Below are 14,438 nucleotides of genomic sequence, written 5' to 3'. Positions count from 1 at the left end.
CGGGAGTCCTGCGGCATGAGCCAGCCGAAAGCGCCAAAAATCGAATTTCCCTGTGACTACATGATCAAGGTGATCGGCAATGCCGCGCCCGACTTCACCGAGTTCGTCGTGGAAGTCGTGGAGCAGCACGCACCCGGCATCAGCGAAACCGACATCACGGTAAACCAGAGCAGTAAAGGGCGCTTCTCCTCGGTCCAGCTAAGGATTGTTGCTACCGGCGAAGACCAGTTGAGAGCGCTGTTTGAAGACCTCAAGGCCAGTGGCCGGGTCCACATGGTGCTCTGATCGCCATGGCAAAACTGATTGTCCGGTCACTCGGCGAGCAGCCCTATCAGGAAACCTGGGAGGCCATGAGTTCGTTCACGGCAGAGCGGGATGATTCGGTCGCCGACGAGCTCTGGTGCCTGCAGCACCCGAGGGTCTACACCCAGGGCCAGGCCGGCAAGGCCGAGCACATTCTGGCGCCGGGCGATATCCCCGTTATCCAGGTGGATCGTGGTGGGCAGGTGACCTATCACGGCCCCGGACAGCTCGTGGTATACCTGATGATCAACCTGCCACGGCGCAAGATGGGCGTGCGTACCCTGGTGGACCAGATCGAGCAGGGCATTGTTCGCACCCTGGCAGGCCTCGGAGTCGAGGCAGCGCCACGGCCGGATGCTCCGGGCGTGTACGTGGACGGCTCCAAGATCGCCTCCCTGGGGTTGCGGGTTCGTCGCGGCTGTTCGTTCCATGGCCTGGCTCTGAACGTAGACATGGACATGGAGCCGTTCCAGCGCATCAACCCCTGCGGCTATGCCGGAATGGCCATGTGCCAGGTGCGGGATTTTGTGCCCGGTACGACCGTCGCGGACGTTCAGGAGAGATTGGCGGCCGAGCTGGTGGCGGGTCTTGGCGAGTCTGACGTCGAATTCCGGAACGGCTGGTAAATCAGGCGGCGACAGTCTCCTCGTCGCCGCAGGCCCGGTTGCGGCCCCGGGATTTCGCCCGATAGAGAGCCTCATCACAACGCTGTAACAGGCGGTCGATGGATTCGGCGCGCCTGATTGAGGCGACGCCCACGCTCAGGGTGGCCTGAATCGGGCCCTGCTCAGTGGCCACGGTCTTGCGGGCAAAGGCCTCCCGGATGCGATTGGCAGAGTTCAGCGCATCCGCCGGGCCAGTCTCGGGCAGCACCACCAGATATTCCTCACCGCCCCAGCGAGCCACGGTATCCACTCGACGGCACTCCTCCCGCAGAGTGTTCGCCACCTGCACAATCAGCTCATCGCCAATGTGGTGGCCATGGTTGTCGTTGACACTCTTGAACAGATCAATGTCCAGCAGCAGCACCGAAAACGTCCGGTCATGGCGGAGGTAGCGCTGGTACTCGGCCTCGAGCTGCTCGAGGGCTTCCCTGCGGTTGGCCAGCCCGGTAAGCGCGTCATGCTTGGCGGCGTACTCGAACTCCGCCGCCAGTTTCAGTAGCCCCAGTTTGCTTCGCCGGCGGCTTTGATCAAGTATGTAACAGGTCACCATCTCGAAACCCAGCACGGCGATCATGGTCAGGCGGAAGCTGGTGCTGTAGGGCGGCGAGAACAGCAGGTCACCCAGGGGGCTGAACAGCAGAATAACGGCGGCAAAGCCCCCACCGCAGGCGATCACGCCAATTCGCGATTCGCTGATGTAGAAAATGATCGGAGGGTAGGCAAACAGCCAGATGATGGCTGAACCGTCTTCCACGGCATGCACCGCCAGGTAGGTAAACAGGACGGTGATAATGGTAATGAATCCCCGTCGCTGCAGGGTGCGATGCCCCGACACCCAGTACACGATGGAGTTGACGGCCAGCAGCACCGCGAAGCCCACCAGTAATGGAGGCACCACGGGATCCTCTCGAAAACTCGAGCGCCAGGCGAAGAAGCACAGAAGAGGTACGGCGACCATGGTCAGCCAGTTGATCAGGACCGGTACCGGGATTTCGCCTTTGACCCGGAACTGGGACAGTTCCGTGTCTGGCGTTTTGCGCGCAGCAGTCGACATGTTCAGATCTTATTCTTGTGATAGGCGCTTTTTGACCTTACGTATTCAGGAATACTAGACCGGAACGGGGGGCAAGACTGTATCAAATCGTAAACGGCAGTGAGATGGCCCAAATTGGCCGAACATTGGCCCCCGGGCCGGTTGGGGGCTGTCTGCCGGGTTAGGTCAGCCTCCTGTAACATCCGTATAATGGGGTAGGCGCCAGAGCTGGTGAAATTCTCCGATCCAAACAGGTCACTATGTCATCCAGACGTTCAGGAAAATCGGTAGCCCGTATCAAGACAGGCAGTTTCGAACGCCGTCTGAGCCTCACCCGCGCAGGCCTGTTCGCCGGCACCCGCATGGCTTCCCACATGGCCACGAACTGGTTCAGCAGTCGCGAAAACCGCGAGAAACGCCATCGTGCCATGCTCTCGAGCCAGGCCCGTTTCCTGGTGGATGAGCTCGGACAACTCAAGGGCAGCGTGGTCAAGATCGGTCAGGTCATGGCCTTGTACGGCGAGCATTTCCTGCCTGAGGAAGTCACTGAGGCTCTTCACACACTGGAAGATCAGACCACCTCCCTTGAGTGGCCGGCCATCGAGCGGGTACTGAAAAGCGAGCTGGGTGCGGACCGTCTGGCCCAGTTGGAGGTGGAGCCGGAGCCCATTGGGGCGGCATCCCTGGGGCAGGTGCACCGAGCCTGGCGACGAAGCGACGGTCTTGAGTTGGTGCTCAAGGTTCAGTATCCCGGCGTGGCCGACGCGGTAGACAGCGACCTGAACGCCGTGGCGCAGCTCTTGCGGGTGGCGAGGCTGGTCAGTTTCGGCCCCGAGTTCAACGACTGGCTCGAAGAAGTCCGCGAAATGATGCACCGGGAGGTGGATTACCGGCTGGAGGCCCAAACCACCGAGAAGTTCCGGCAGATGCTGGCTTCGGATCCCCGGTTTATCGTACCCCGGGTGCTCCCCGAGTATTCGACGTCTCATGTCATCGCCTCAACCTACGAACATGGTCACTCTGTCAGTTCTCAAGCAGTGAAGGAGCTGCCTCTGGCGCGCCGCAGTGCCCTCGGTGAGGCGGCTCTTGAACTGTTCTTCCGGGAGCTGTTTGTGTGGGGCGAGATCCAGACCGATCCCAACTTCGGTAATTACCGCATCCGGATAGCCGGCGAAGAAGGTGAAGACCCGGGTTATGATCGCATCGTGCTGCTCGATTTCGGGGCGGTGCAGTCTTACTCTGACCAGTTCCTGCAGCCGGTGATACAGATGATCCGGGCCTCCTACGAGCAGGACCTGCAGGGCGTGATCGATGGCGGCGTAAAACTGCGCTTCATGAGCCGCGACTGGCCTGATGATGTCCTGGAGAAGTTCGGGGCGGTGTGCATGTCGGTACTCGAACCGCTGTCGTCGGACCGGTCCTCGTGGCCGGATTACGCGGTGAACAGTCTCGGTGAGTATCGCTGGAAGCAGAGCGATCTGCCGTCCAGGGTGGCGCGCCATGCCGCTCGCTCCGCGATCAGCCGCTATTTCCGGGTGCCGCCGAAGGAATTCGTGTTCCTGAATCGGAAACTGATCGGCGTCTACACGTTCGTGGCGGTATTGCATTCCGAGTTCAATGGCGAGCCGCTGCTGCGCAAATACCTCTACGGTGAGGGCGACGATGCGCCGGACGCCTCGGCAACCAGCCAGAGCACGAAGGCGTAGCGAGCCCCCTTGCCAATACCCACCAGAATGACAAAGTTCAGCCAGGGCACGCGCATGATCCCGCCCACCAGGGTCAGCGCGTCGCCGCCCAGGGGCAGCCAACCCATGAGCAGTGACCACTGGCCGTAGCGGTTAAACCGGTTCCGCGCTTTGTGCAGTTGCAGTTCGCTGATCGGAAACCAGCGTTTGTGTTTGAAGCGATCTACCTGTCTGCCGATAATTCCGTTGACGACAGAGCCCAGTGTGTTGCCGAGAGTTGCCCAGAACCAGAGCCACCACCAGGAAAAACCCTGGGTAACCAGGGTGCCAAGCAGGACTTCTGAATAGGCAGGCAGCAGCGTGGCGGCAGCAAACGCGGTCAGAAATAACGTCAGGTACGCCACCGCTTCCTCCGTTCAAGCAATGAATGGCGCCAATGCCTCATGGCTGGCCGCTATGGTGTCGATTCAAAGCCTTAATTTTCAAATCACCGGCTCCGTGTCATCATTCCAACAGATTTACGCGTTACATTCACCGCCAATTCTTGCGGAGGGCTTTATGGAGCAGGTGACCATCTACGGCCGTTCGAGTTGTGGCTTCTGTGTGCGGGCGAAGCACCTGTGTGAGGCCAGGAACATTCCCTATGTCTGGATTGATATGGTTGAGCGGGGGATGAGCAAGCAGGACATCGCGAACGAGATTGGCCGGCCGGTCCACACCGTGCCACAGATTCTGGTGGGCCGGGAGTACGTTGGCGGTTTTGATCAGTTCTATGCCTGGGTTCGCGACCACGAGACAGAACTGACGCGTTAGCGGCTTTACCGTTCGGAAGCCAGGCAGGAAACGGGCCTGGCGGCACCTCCGCCAGGCCCTGATCGACTCCTCTGTCTGTGACTGCGGCCCCCCGGGCTGGGGATTATTGCCTCAGAGCTGGAACTCGGTTTTCAGTTTCCTTTCCACCAGCTGGTTCTGCAGCCTGGCAACACGGGGCAGGCCATCGTCGAATGGAGGGAAGCTCTCGCCGGCAATCAGCGGTGCCAGATAGTCCCGGCAGTCCTGGGTGATGCCGAAGCCATCATCAGTGATGTAATGGATCGGCATTTTCTTTTCCTGGTTCGCGACTTCGCTGAGCGGCGCCTCCCCGATCTTCCAGCGGTAGGGTTTGGCCTGCTCACGCACGATGGTGGGCATGAGCGCCTGCTTGCCGGCCAGCGCCATCTCCACGGCTGCCTTGCCTACGGCATAAGCCTGCTCGACGTCAGTGGCGGAGGCAATGTGCCGAGCGCTGCGCTGCAGATAATCCGCCACAGCCCAGTGATACTTGTGTCCCAGCGCCTGCTTGACCATATTGGCCAGGGCCGGTGCCACGCCACCAAGCTGGGTGTGCCCGAAGGCATCCTTGGCGCCGGCGTCGGCCAGGAAGCGGCCATCCTCGTACTGGGCACCTTCTGATGCGACCACCACACAGTAACCGTATTCCTTCACACAATGATCCACTCGGGCCAGGAAGGTCTCCCTGTCGAACGGAATCTCCGGGAACAGGATGATGTGGGGCGGTTCGCCCTCACCCTGTCCGGCGAGGCCACCGGCGGCGGCAATCCAGCCGGCATGACGTCCCATCACCTCCAGAATGAACACCTTGGTGGAGGTCTCGCACATGGATTTGATGTCGAGGCTGGCCTCCAGGGTGGAGGTGGCAATGTACTTGGCAACGGAGCCAAAACCCGGGCAGCAGTCGGTGAACGGAAGGTCGTTATCGACGGTCTTGGGAACACCGATGCAGGTGATCGGGTAGCCCATCTTGTCAGCAATCTGGGACACTTTGTAGGCGGTGTCCTGGGAGTCGCCACCGCCGTTGTAGAAGAAATAGCCGATGTCGTGGGCCCGGAACACCTCAATCAGTCGTTCATATTCGCGACGGTTCTCCGAAAGGTTCTTGAGCTTGTGCCGGCAGGAGCCGAAGGCGCCGCCTGGCGTATGAATGAGGGCCTGAATGGCGTCGTCGCTCTCAAGGCTGGTGTCGATCAACTCTTCCTTGAGTGCCCCGATGATGCCGTTGCGCCCGGCATACACCTTGCCGATCTTGTCCGGATGCTTGCGGGCGGTCTGGATAACGCCACAGGCGCTGGCATTGATGACGGCGGTGACACCGCCGGACTGAGCGTAGAATGCATTCTTGATAGCCATCTCGGGCTGGGGCCTCCTGCTGGTTCGACAATGGCGCTGATGATACGCCAAACAACGTGATTTTTCATGGGCAGGATTGCGTATGGCGTGGCTCTTGACGGGGTGGGGCGGATACGGGAGGCTTGTCGGGTTTCAACACGCGGAGCAGTTGCCGAATGCACATTCACATCCTTGGAATCTGTGGCACCTTTATGGGCAGTCTGGCCGTGCTGGCCCGCGAGCTGGGCCACACCGTAACCGGCTCCGATCATGGCGTCTACCCGCCTATGAGCACTCAGCTGGAGGCCCAGGGGATCAGCCTGATGGAAGGGTATGCCCCGGACAACCTTGAACCCCGGCCAGACCTCGTGCTGATTGGCAATGCCCTGTCCCGGGGCAATCCGGAAGTGGAAGCGGTGCTCAACCGGAACATCGACTATATGTCCGGGCCGGAGTGGTTGGCCCGGGAAGTGTTGAGGCACCGCTGGGTGCTGGCCGTAGCCGGAACCCACGGCAAGACCACGACCACAGCCATGTTGTTATGGATCCTGGAGCAGGCCGGCTTCGATCCCGGTTACCTGGTGGGTGGGGTGCCCCGGGATTTCGCCGTCTCGGCCCGGCTTGGAAGCAGCGATTTCTTCGTGATCGAGGCGGACGAGTACGACAGTGCGTTCTTCGACAAACGCTCGAAGTTTGTGCACTACCGGCCCCACACTCTGATCCTGAACAACCTCGAATTCGACCACGCCGACATTTTCGAGAATGTCGAAGCGATCGAGCGTCAGTTCCATCATCTGGTCCGGACCGTGCCTTCTCAGGGCTTGATTATCCGTCCCGCCGTTGACACGCATCTGGATAACGCCCTGGCACTCGGTTGCTGGAGTCCGGTGCAGGACACCGCCATCGGCAGCGAAACCCCGCGCACCACTGACTGGCGGGCCGAATTGCTGTCCGAGGATGGTAGCCGGTTCATGGTGATCCACCACGAACAGCCGGTGGCAACCCTGAGCTGGGAGCACACCGGCCTGCATAATGTCCGCAACGCACTGTCGGCGATCGCTGCGGCTCGCCACATCGGTATCACGCCCGACCATGCGGTGGCGGCCCTGTGCCGGTTTTCCGGGGTGAAGCGCAGGATGGAGCTGCTGGCGGACATTGACGGAGTGAGGGTGTACGATGATTTCGCCCACCATCCCACCGCTATCGCCACCACGCTTGAGGGTCTTCGTAATCGGGTCGGGGACGAGCCAATTCTGGCTTTGATCGAGCCTCGTTCGAACACTATGAAGCAAGGTGTTCACCAGCAGGCGCTGCTGCCCAGCGCCGGTGCCGCCGACCGGGTGCTCTGGGCCAACCTGAACGGCATGGATTGGCTGCCGACTCTGGTCAGTAACTGGCAAGACCAGAACGAAGGCTCGCACCGGCACCAGGTTGAGGCGACGGTGGAGGCACTCATCGCCACCACCCTGGCGGATCTGCCCCGGCCCTGCCACATTGTTATCATGAGCAACGGCGGTTTTGGTGGCATTCACGGTAAACTGGTGGCCGAGCTCGAGCGTATCGGAAGCTGATTCGGCCCTGCCGGGTACCACCTGAGAGTTGCACGGATATACAGGTCATGACAGACAAGCAGTCACAGGCGAAAACCATTAATCTGGCCTTTACTGGCGCTTCGGGCGCTCAGTACGGGCTACGCCTGCTGCAATGCCTGGTGGCGGTGGGCTGCCGCGTAAATGTAATGGTCAGCCGGGCAGCCCAGGTGGTGATCGCCACGGAAACCGAACTTAAATTGCCGGGTACTCCCCCGGCCATGCAAGAGACGCTCTCCGCCTATGCCAACGCTGAACCCGGCCAGGTACTGGTGTTTGGTCGTGAAGACTGGTTCGCGCCGCCGGCTTCCGGCTCCGGGGAGAAAGCTCCGTTAGTGGTCTGTCCTTGCAGTACCGGGACCCTGTCGGCGCTGGCCACTGGCGCCAGCAACAACCTGATCGAGCGGGCCGGCGACGTTGCCCTGAAAGAGCGCCGAACCCTCATCCTGGTGCCTCGGGAGGCTCCGTTCTCGGAAGTGCACCTGGAAAACATGCTAAAGCTGACCCGCATGGGGGCCGTTATCATGCCCGCCAGTCCCGGCTTCTACCACAAGCCGGCGTCCGTGGATGACCTCGTGGATTTCATCGTCGCCCGCATCCTGGACCATCTGGGCCTGCCCCAGGACCTGATGCCCCGCTGGGGTGAGGCCCGTGCCGAAGCCCGCCGCGACGGCTGATTCCTGCAACGCCTCGACGATGGTTTTGGTCAGCCCGATTGATGCTTTTCATCATTGAGCGAACAGGCCTCTGGGTCGAGACTTGGTGAACGACAATCACAACACCCGTTATTCACCGAGGTTCACCATGATTCCACGTACTCTCTTTGATGCTGACCTGGAAGGTTTCCGCGATTCCGTTCGCAAGTTCCTGGAACAGGAAGCCGTGCCCTACCACGACCAGTGGGAGAAAGACGGCCAGGTCAGCCGGGAGCTTTGGCAGAAGGCCGGCGAACTCGGGTTTCTGTGTCCAACCATTCCCGAGGAGTACGGTGGCGTGGGCGCCGACTTCCGCTACAGTGCGGTGGTGATGGAGGAGGTATCCCGACTGGGGCTGTCCGGCATCGGCTGGGGCCTGCATTCGGACATCGTTGCTCCCTATATCCTCAATTACGGCTCCGAGGAGCAGAAGCAGCACTACCTGCCCAAGCTGGTGTCCGGTGAAATGATCACCGCCATCGCCATGACCGAGCCTGGTGCCGGTTCCGACCTGCAGGGCGTCAAGACCACGGCCGTCAAGGACGGCGACCACTACGTTCTCAACGGCTCGAAAACCTTCATCACCAATGGCCAGATGGCCGATCTGGTAATCGTGGTGGCCAAGACCGATCCCAAGGAAGGCGCCAAGGGCACCAGCCTGTTGCTGGTGGAGACCGCCTGGGAGGGCTTCCAGAAAGGCCAGAACCTCAACAAGGTGGGCATGAAAGCCCAGGATACTTCGGAGCTGTTCTTCCAGGATGTGAAAGTGCCGACGACGCACCTGCTGGGCAGCATGGAAGGGCAGGGTTTTTTCCAGCTCATGCAGGAACTGCCCGCCGAGCGGCTACAGGTAGCGCTGGCTGCGGTCGCGGCGGCGGAAGCCGCCTGGCAGTGGACTCTGGATTATGTGAAGGAGCGCAAAGCCTTCGGTAAACCGGTCATCGCCTTCCAGAATACGCGCTTCAAGATGGCGGAAATGAAAGCGGAGATAACCGCCGCTCGCGTGTTCACCGACCGCTGCCTGGAACTGCACCTGGAGAAAAAGCTCGATATCCCGACCGCGGCCATGCTCAAGCAGCTCACCACCGATCTGCAGTGCAAGGTCATGGACGAGTGCGTGCAACTACACGGTGGCTACGGCTACATGTGGGAGTATCCGATTGCCCGGGCCTGGGCGGATTCGCGGGTGCAGCGCATCTATGCCGGTACCAACGAGATCATGAAGGAAATCGTGGCCCGCTCCTTCTGAGCCTCAGGGCATCCCGGCGCTCTGGCGGCTCCGGGATGCCCGGTTACTTAACTTTACAAATTGCCAAACCTATCAAGGTCTCCAGCCAAGACATCCCCTAAAGTAGCGGCATCGAACAAGGATAAACGGTTGCCGCGATGAAACGCCTGATCTGCCTGTCTGTTATTGCTGTCTCTCTCACGTTTGCCGGTTGCGGCAAGGAATCCGACGAGCTGCCCGTGGACGGTCGTGAGTTCGACGGCGTTGAATACAGCCAGCCTGCGCCCTATACCGGCAAGGTCATCGACGGTTACCTCAACAAGGCGCGGGTGTGGCTGGATATGGACGGCGACAGCCAGTACACGCCGGGGCCCTTGGTCATCGAACTCGACAACGGCCGGGAGGTGACACTGACCGCCGGTGAACCCACGGCCATGAGCGGCCCCGGCGGTGTATTTTCGCTGGATATTTCCGGGCTGGTGCTTCCGCCCGGGGTAGGGCCGGATCTTGATCCGCGGGACTACCCGTTGTTTGCCTTGGCCATACCTGGCACCACCCTGGAAGAAACCCGCAACGGAGATGTTCCGGTTGCCCGGGCCTATCTGATGTCGGCAGCACCCGGTAATCGTAACCTTACCCCCCTGACCACGCTCGACCGGTACCGTCAGATGGTTGGCCTGGCCTCGTTATCAGACCTACCTTCCCTGGAAGGCCTGGCGGGCCTGAATCTGGTACGTGACTATATTCTTGCGGGGGATGAGCGCGCCCACGCCTATGCGCGGGCCCTGGCCCGGTTCATGGCCAGCCAGCTTCCCGACGAGTACAACACGCTGTTGGCGCAGCCCGGCAGCGCTGGTACCGAGCGCTTCCTGAGCAAGGAGGCTGCCTTCCTTCTGGGTGTGTCGCTGGTGCAGAACGCAGGCCGTGTGGCTGACGTGGTGGATGCCGCCGCTGGCGGCGGCAATTATGCCAACGTGGATGCGGATGCCCTTGCACTTCCGGAGGTGACGCTGGAACTGACGGATCCGGTGCTGCTGACCCGGCAGCTGGTGTATGCCGAGCCGGCTTCCGGGGGCACGCTCCCGGCGAGCACCTCGGGGCTCGAGATTTCCGCAGAACTGGCATTCGATTACACCGAGGATGGCCGAATCCGCTCAGTCTCGGCCCAGGGGTGTATGGCACCCACGCTCCGTGAACTTGCCCGGGTGATCCGGGTGAATGGCCGCATGGGAGTCCTTGAAACCCAGTGGCTGCCATCGGCCTCGCTTTCCGCCCAGAGCCGGGTCAGCTATGAGGCAGCTGGCACTGATGAGCGCCTGGTGTTCGATTGGGACGCGCAGACCATCACCTTTGATACCGTCACCTCTTGCCATCTCGCGCAGGGTGCAGAGCCTGAGTCCAGCGAACTGGGAGGCACTCCGGAGATTGTCTACAGCTGGACCCGGGAAAGCGGTGAGCTGGCGTCAGTCACGGCCCGATACGCCAACGGAACCGAACGCACCCTGACGCCGCGACTTTCCAATGCTACCGAGGTTTTCCCGGGGTATCGTATTGAGCAGGGCGGTGCGGAGCAGGAGTCTGTCAGTCTTCTCTCTGACGTTGTCAGCTGTGTGGTGGATGAACAGGCAGTTGGCGCGGATCAGGTGGTGACCGGTGTTCAGAGCTATGGCTTCGCAGGCTATGAGCCCCAGCCGTCGGGCTTTACCAATCTTGGGATGCAGTTCGATACCCGAACCTTTGGATCGGGCGAGCATCAGGATCTTCGCCTGCTCAGTTTCGGGTTTCTGGATCCCGTGAAACTGGCCGAAGGACGGGTAACCGGAAATGGCAGCTTCAAGTGGGCCATGCGTTACCCGGTGAGCGGTGCAAGCGGGTTCGTGACCAGTCAACCGAATCTGATTCAGGAAGCCTTTCTCAGAGCCTACACCCTGCCCGGCGATTGTGGTCGTGAGTTCGAGGCTGAAGCGAGCAGTGCCTACGCGCGGGTTGTCTACAGCTATGAGACATTGTCGGACTATCTGGTAGGGCTGCTTCAATAGCCAGCAGACACGACAAAATAACCTGCGCGACCGTCTGGGTCAGAGCATTCGGGTGGTGAACAGATTTGGAGATTGATTGCAGCAGAATGTGCGTCTTTAGCCGGGTTGCTGCATTCTTTTCCCACTTCCTGAGGGAGGAAGTGGTGCCGAGGAGAGGACTTGAACCTCCACGGGGTTGCCCCCACTAGCACCTGAAGCTAGCGTGTCTACCAATTTCACCACCTCGGCAGGTGATTCACGAAATTGTCGTTAGTCTGTTGAAAACTCGACGTTTCCGCGACCGTTGAGTTTTGCCCCTCAACCGATGGCGCGTACTTTAATAATTCCGATCAGGGCTGTCAAACATTTTTTCGCAAAAACCCGGGCAGGTATTTGTGCCTATTCTGTCGGGGTTGATAGGCAGGAACTCCGTACCGACGTTATACTCCGTGCAAATGAATGTAAGTCGCGCCACTGTGGCGCGGAATCAAAACAAGGATCCGAATGGTTTCCAGGAAGAAAAATGACAGGGATCCTCACGCCAGCCGTGAGGCCCAGAAGTACGAAAATCCAATCCAGAGCCGTGAGTTCATTCTCGGGCATCTGAAAGAACGCGGGGCCCCCGCGACCCACGAAACCCTGTGCCAGGAACTGGGCCAGACCTCGGAAGAGGGCATTGAGGCCCTGCGCCGGCGGCTGATTGCCATGTGTCGCGATGGCCAACTGATCTGCAACCGCCGTGGCGCCTATCTGCCTATAGAGGAAGCCGACTTGGTGACTGGTCGGGTGATTGGTCACAAGGACGGCTTTGGTTTTCTGGTGCCTGACGACGGTGGTTCCGATCTGTTTCTGACCGCTCGCCAGATGCGCCAGGTGTTCCACGGTGACCGGGTGGCCGCGCGGGTAGATCGTGTCGATGATCGGGGCCGCCGTGAAGGCGTGATAGTGGAAGTCCTCGAGCATCGAACCACCCAGACTGTCGGGCGCCTGTTCAAGGAAAGCGGTATCGCCTTCGTGGTGCCGGAAAACGCCCGCATAAACCACGAGGTGCTGGTGCCCGAGGAGCACATTGGCGAGGCCTACCACGGCCAGTATGTGGTGGTGGAGATCCTGCGTCAGCCCACTATCCGCACCCAGCCGACCGGCAAGGTCATCGAGATCCTGGGCGAACATATGGCCCCGGGGATGGAGATCGACGTTGCCATCCGGTCCTACGACATTCCCCACAGTTGGCCGCCGGCGGTGGGAGAGCAGGCGGCGTCCATTCCTGCCGAGGTTGCCGAGAAGGACAAGGCCAATCGCGTGGATATCCGCAACATGCGTCTGGTGACTATCGATGATGAGAGCGCCCGTGACTTTGACGACGCGATCTATTGTGAGCCACGGCCGCGGGGCGGCTATCGGCTGGTCGTTGCCATTGCCGACGTCTCGCACTATGTGCGGCCGGGGTCACCGCTGGATGAGGAAGCCATTCGCCGGGGTAATTCAGTGTACTTCCCGGATCACGTGGTGCCGATGCTGCCGGAGAAGCTGTCCAATGGCCTTTGCTCCCTGAACCCGGACGTAGACCGACTGTGCATGGTGGCCGACATGACCATCAGCGCCGCTGGCAACATCAGTGGTTACACCTTCTACCAGGCGGTGATGCGCAGCCATGCCCGACTGACCTACAACAAGGTCAGCGCCATGCTTGAGCATCCGGACAGCGAGCAGGGCTACCGGCTGTCGGCCCAGTACGCCGACCTGTTGCCGCACCTGCACAACCTTTATGATCTGTACAAGCTGCTGCGTCAGGCGCGTACCGAGCGTGGCGCGATTGATTTTGAGACCACCGAAACCAAAATCGTGTTCGACGCCGAGCGCAAGATTGAGGAAATCGTGCCGGTGCACCGTAACGACGCCCACAAGATCGTCGAAGAGTGCATGCTCTGCGCGAACGTGGCCACGGCCCGTTTCCTGAAGAAGCATCAGGTGCCCGCGCTTTACCGCGTTCACGAAGGGCCGTCCGAGGAGCGCCTCAATGCAGTGCGCCTGTTCCTCGGTGAGCTTGGTCTTCAGTTGGGAGGCGGTGACAAGCCGACGTCGGCCGATTACCAGGCCCTTCTGAACGAAGTGGCCGACCGGCCCGATGCCAACGTGATCCAGATGGTGATGCTCAGATCCCTGAGTCAGGCCGTCTACAGTCCTGAGGAAAGCGGCCACTTCGGACTGGGCTTTGCGAGCTACACCCACTTTACCTCGCCCATCCGTCGCTACCCGGACCTGATTGTGCATCGGGCCATCAAGTCCCGTATCCACAAACCGGAAGTCACCAAGGACGTGGTCACGCCGAAGGTTACCGATCCTGAGCTGGCCGTATACCCCTACGACTACGCGCAGATGGAGCAGCTCGGTGAACACGCTTCCATGACCGAGCGCCGGGCGGACGATGCGACCCGGGACGTGATGGCATGGCTCAAGTGCGAGTTCCTGAGGGATCACGTGGGTGAGGAGTTCAACGGAATCATTGCCTCGGTGGTGCCGTTCGGCTTTTTCGTCCAGCTGTCAGATATCTATATAGAAGGGCTGGTGCATGTGTCGACGCTCAGCGGCGATTACTTCCACCACGATGCCGCCAAGCACCGTCTGATTGGTGAACGTACGGCGGTCAGCTTCCGCCTTGGCGACGAGGTGAGGGTGCGCGTGGTGCGTGTGGACCTCGAAGACCGCAAGATCGACCTGGAGCTGATCAGCACGCCCAAGCGTCGTAAAGCCGATCGAGACGCTCTGGACGTGTCCAAACGCGAGCGTCGCGGCAAAGGCGGACAGCGCGGTGATCGCGGTGCCCCTGAAAAAAGCGGGCGCAAGAAAAGTCGCGGCGCCTCCGCGGGACAGGGTAGCGCGAAGGCTGGCCAGTCAGGTAAGCAAACAGGCTCTGGCAGTGCCAAAGACAGGCTGGTTGCAGAAGCGGCGCGGGAGGCTTCCCGGAAGTCTTCTGGCAAGGGCGGCGGAAAAGGGCCGGTTGGCGGAAAGCCGCGGAAACCCCGCAAGTCAGCCAAATAAAAGGAAGCGGCAGC

Annotated in this window: 12 protein-coding genes and 1 tRNA gene; 9 read left to right on the top strand and 4 right to left on the bottom strand. The window is 60.6% G+C overall.

Going from position 1 to position 14,438, the window contains the following annotated elements:
• The first annotated feature begins 15 nt into the window (after positions 1-15).
• Together BM344_RS14455 and lipB are read left to right on the top strand one after the other, a co-directional pair.
• Complete coding sequence (locus BM344_RS14455) at positions 16-285, top strand: HP0495 family protein (RefSeq protein WP_091991738.1); 270 nt, start codon at positions 16-18, stop codon at positions 283-285.
• A gap of 5 nt (positions 286-290) precedes the next feature.
• Positions 291-929, top strand: coding sequence for a lipoyl(octanoyl) transferase LipB (gene lipB, locus BM344_RS14450; RefSeq protein WP_091991736.1), 639 nt, complete (start codon positions 291-293; stop codon positions 927-929).
• Between the two features lies 1 nt (position 930).
• Here the strand turns inward: lipB and BM344_RS14445 are convergent, their stop codons facing one another.
• The gene (locus tag BM344_RS14445; RefSeq protein WP_091991734.1) at positions 931-2,022 is read right to left on the bottom strand and encodes a GGDEF domain-containing protein; all 1,092 of its coding nucleotides are present in this window, start codon (positions 2,020-2,022) and stop codon (positions 931-933) included.
• Positions 2,023-2,261: 239 nt separating this feature from the next.
• Between BM344_RS14445 and BM344_RS14440 the strand changes: the two genes are divergently transcribed.
• Entirely contained in the window at positions 2,262-3,707 is a 1,446-nt protein-coding gene (locus tag BM344_RS14440) for an ABC1 kinase family protein (protein ID WP_091991732.1), read from the top strand.
• Here BM344_RS14440 and BM344_RS14435 read toward each other — a convergent pair.
• Positions 3,647-4,090, bottom strand: coding sequence for a YqaA family protein (locus BM344_RS14435; protein ID WP_091991730.1), 444 nt, complete (start codon positions 4,088-4,090; stop codon positions 3,647-3,649). The genes BM344_RS14440 and BM344_RS14435 overlap by 61 nt on opposite strands.
• Before the next feature lie 154 nt (positions 4,091-4,244).
• Here BM344_RS14435 and BM344_RS14430 point away from each other — a divergent pair, with 154 nt between their 5' ends.
• Complete coding sequence (locus BM344_RS14430) at positions 4,245-4,499, top strand: GrxA family glutaredoxin (RefSeq protein ID WP_091991728.1); 255 nt, start codon at positions 4,245-4,247, stop codon at positions 4,497-4,499.
• 111 nt (positions 4,500-4,610) lie between these two features.
• Here the strand turns inward: BM344_RS14430 and BM344_RS14425 are convergent, their stop codons facing one another.
• Complete coding sequence (locus tag BM344_RS14425; RefSeq protein ID WP_091991726.1) at positions 4,611-5,873, bottom strand: 6-phosphofructokinase; 1,263 nt, start codon at positions 5,871-5,873, stop codon at positions 4,611-4,613.
• A gap of 155 nt (positions 5,874-6,028) precedes the next feature.
• On the opposite strand from BM344_RS14425, the gene mpl reads away from it, so the two are divergent.
• The 4 genes from mpl to BM344_RS14405 all read left to right on the top strand — a co-directional run bounded on the left by mpl (position 6,029) and on the right by BM344_RS14405 (position 11,403).
• Positions 6,029-7,423, top strand: coding sequence for a UDP-N-acetylmuramate:L-alanyl-gamma-D-glutamyl-meso-diaminopimelate ligase (mpl, locus tag BM344_RS14420; RefSeq protein WP_091991724.1), 1,395 nt, complete (start codon positions 6,029-6,031; stop codon positions 7,421-7,423).
• Between the two features lie 47 nt (positions 7,424-7,470).
• Complete coding sequence (locus BM344_RS14415) at positions 7,471-8,118, top strand: flavin prenyltransferase UbiX (RefSeq protein WP_091991722.1); 648 nt, start codon at positions 7,471-7,473, stop codon at positions 8,116-8,118.
• A 127-nt stretch (positions 8,119-8,245) separates the two neighbouring features.
• Positions 8,246-9,385, top strand: coding sequence for an acyl-CoA dehydrogenase family protein (locus tag BM344_RS14410; protein WP_091991720.1), 1,140 nt, complete (start codon positions 8,246-8,248; stop codon positions 9,383-9,385).
• Between the two features lie 137 nt (positions 9,386-9,522).
• Positions 9,523-11,403, top strand: coding sequence for a hypothetical protein (locus tag BM344_RS14405; RefSeq protein ID WP_091991718.1), 1,881 nt, complete (start codon positions 9,523-9,525; stop codon positions 11,401-11,403).
• 141 nt (positions 11,404-11,544) lie between these two features.
• Here BM344_RS14405 and BM344_RS14400 read toward each other — a convergent pair.
• Positions 11,545-11,631, bottom strand: a tRNA-Leu gene (locus tag BM344_RS14400).
• A gap of 255 nt (positions 11,632-11,886) precedes the next feature.
• Here BM344_RS14400 and rnr point away from each other — a divergent pair.
• Positions 11,887-14,424 (top strand): ribonuclease R, encoded by a 2,538-nt coding sequence (gene rnr / locus BM344_RS14395; protein ID WP_091991716.1) that lies wholly within the window; start codon positions 11,887-11,889, stop codon positions 14,422-14,424.
• Positions 14,425-14,438: the final 14 nt, after the last annotated feature.

It is taken from the genome of Marinobacter gudaonensis (genome assembly GCF_900115175.1).
GTDB classification, from domain to species: Bacteria; Pseudomonadota; Gammaproteobacteria; order Pseudomonadales; family Oleiphilaceae; genus Marinobacter; species Marinobacter gudaonensis.
This window is presented reverse-complemented; position numbering and strand designations above follow the sequence as displayed.

Bases quoted from the DNA above. Each gene is read 5' to 3' on its own strand.
- BM344_RS14455 (WP_091991738.1), top strand. From the start codon at position 16: ATGAGCCAGCCGAAAGCGCCAAAAATCGAATTTCCCTGTGACTACATG.
- lipB (WP_091991736.1), top strand. From the start codon at position 291: ATGGCAAAACTGATTGTCCGGTCACTCGGCGAGCAGCCCTATCAGGAA.
- BM344_RS14445 (WP_091991734.1), bottom strand. From the start codon at position 2,022: ATGTCGACTGCTGCGCGCAAAACGCCAGACACGGAACTGTCCCAGTTC.
- BM344_RS14440 (WP_091991732.1), top strand. From the start codon at position 2,262: ATGTCATCCAGACGTTCAGGAAAATCGGTAGCCCGTATCAAGACAGGC.
- BM344_RS14430 (WP_091991728.1), top strand. From the start codon at position 4,245: ATGGAGCAGGTGACCATCTACGGCCGTTCGAGTTGTGGCTTCTGTGTG.
- BM344_RS14425 (WP_091991726.1), bottom strand. From the start codon at position 5,873: ATGGCTATCAAGAATGCATTCTACGCTCAGTCCGGCGGTGTCACCGCC.
- mpl (WP_091991724.1), top strand. From the start codon at position 6,029: ATGCACATTCACATCCTTGGAATCTGTGGCACCTTTATGGGCAGTCTG.
- BM344_RS14415 (WP_091991722.1), top strand. From the start codon at position 7,471: ATGACAGACAAGCAGTCACAGGCGAAAACCATTAATCTGGCCTTTACT.
- BM344_RS14410 (WP_091991720.1), top strand. From the start codon at position 8,246: ATGATTCCACGTACTCTCTTTGATGCTGACCTGGAAGGTTTCCGCGAT.
- BM344_RS14405 (WP_091991718.1), top strand. From the start codon at position 9,523: ATGAAACGCCTGATCTGCCTGTCTGTTATTGCTGTCTCTCTCACGTTT.
- rnr (WP_091991716.1), top strand. From the start codon at position 11,887: ATGGTTTCCAGGAAGAAAAATGACAGGGATCCTCACGCCAGCCGTGAG.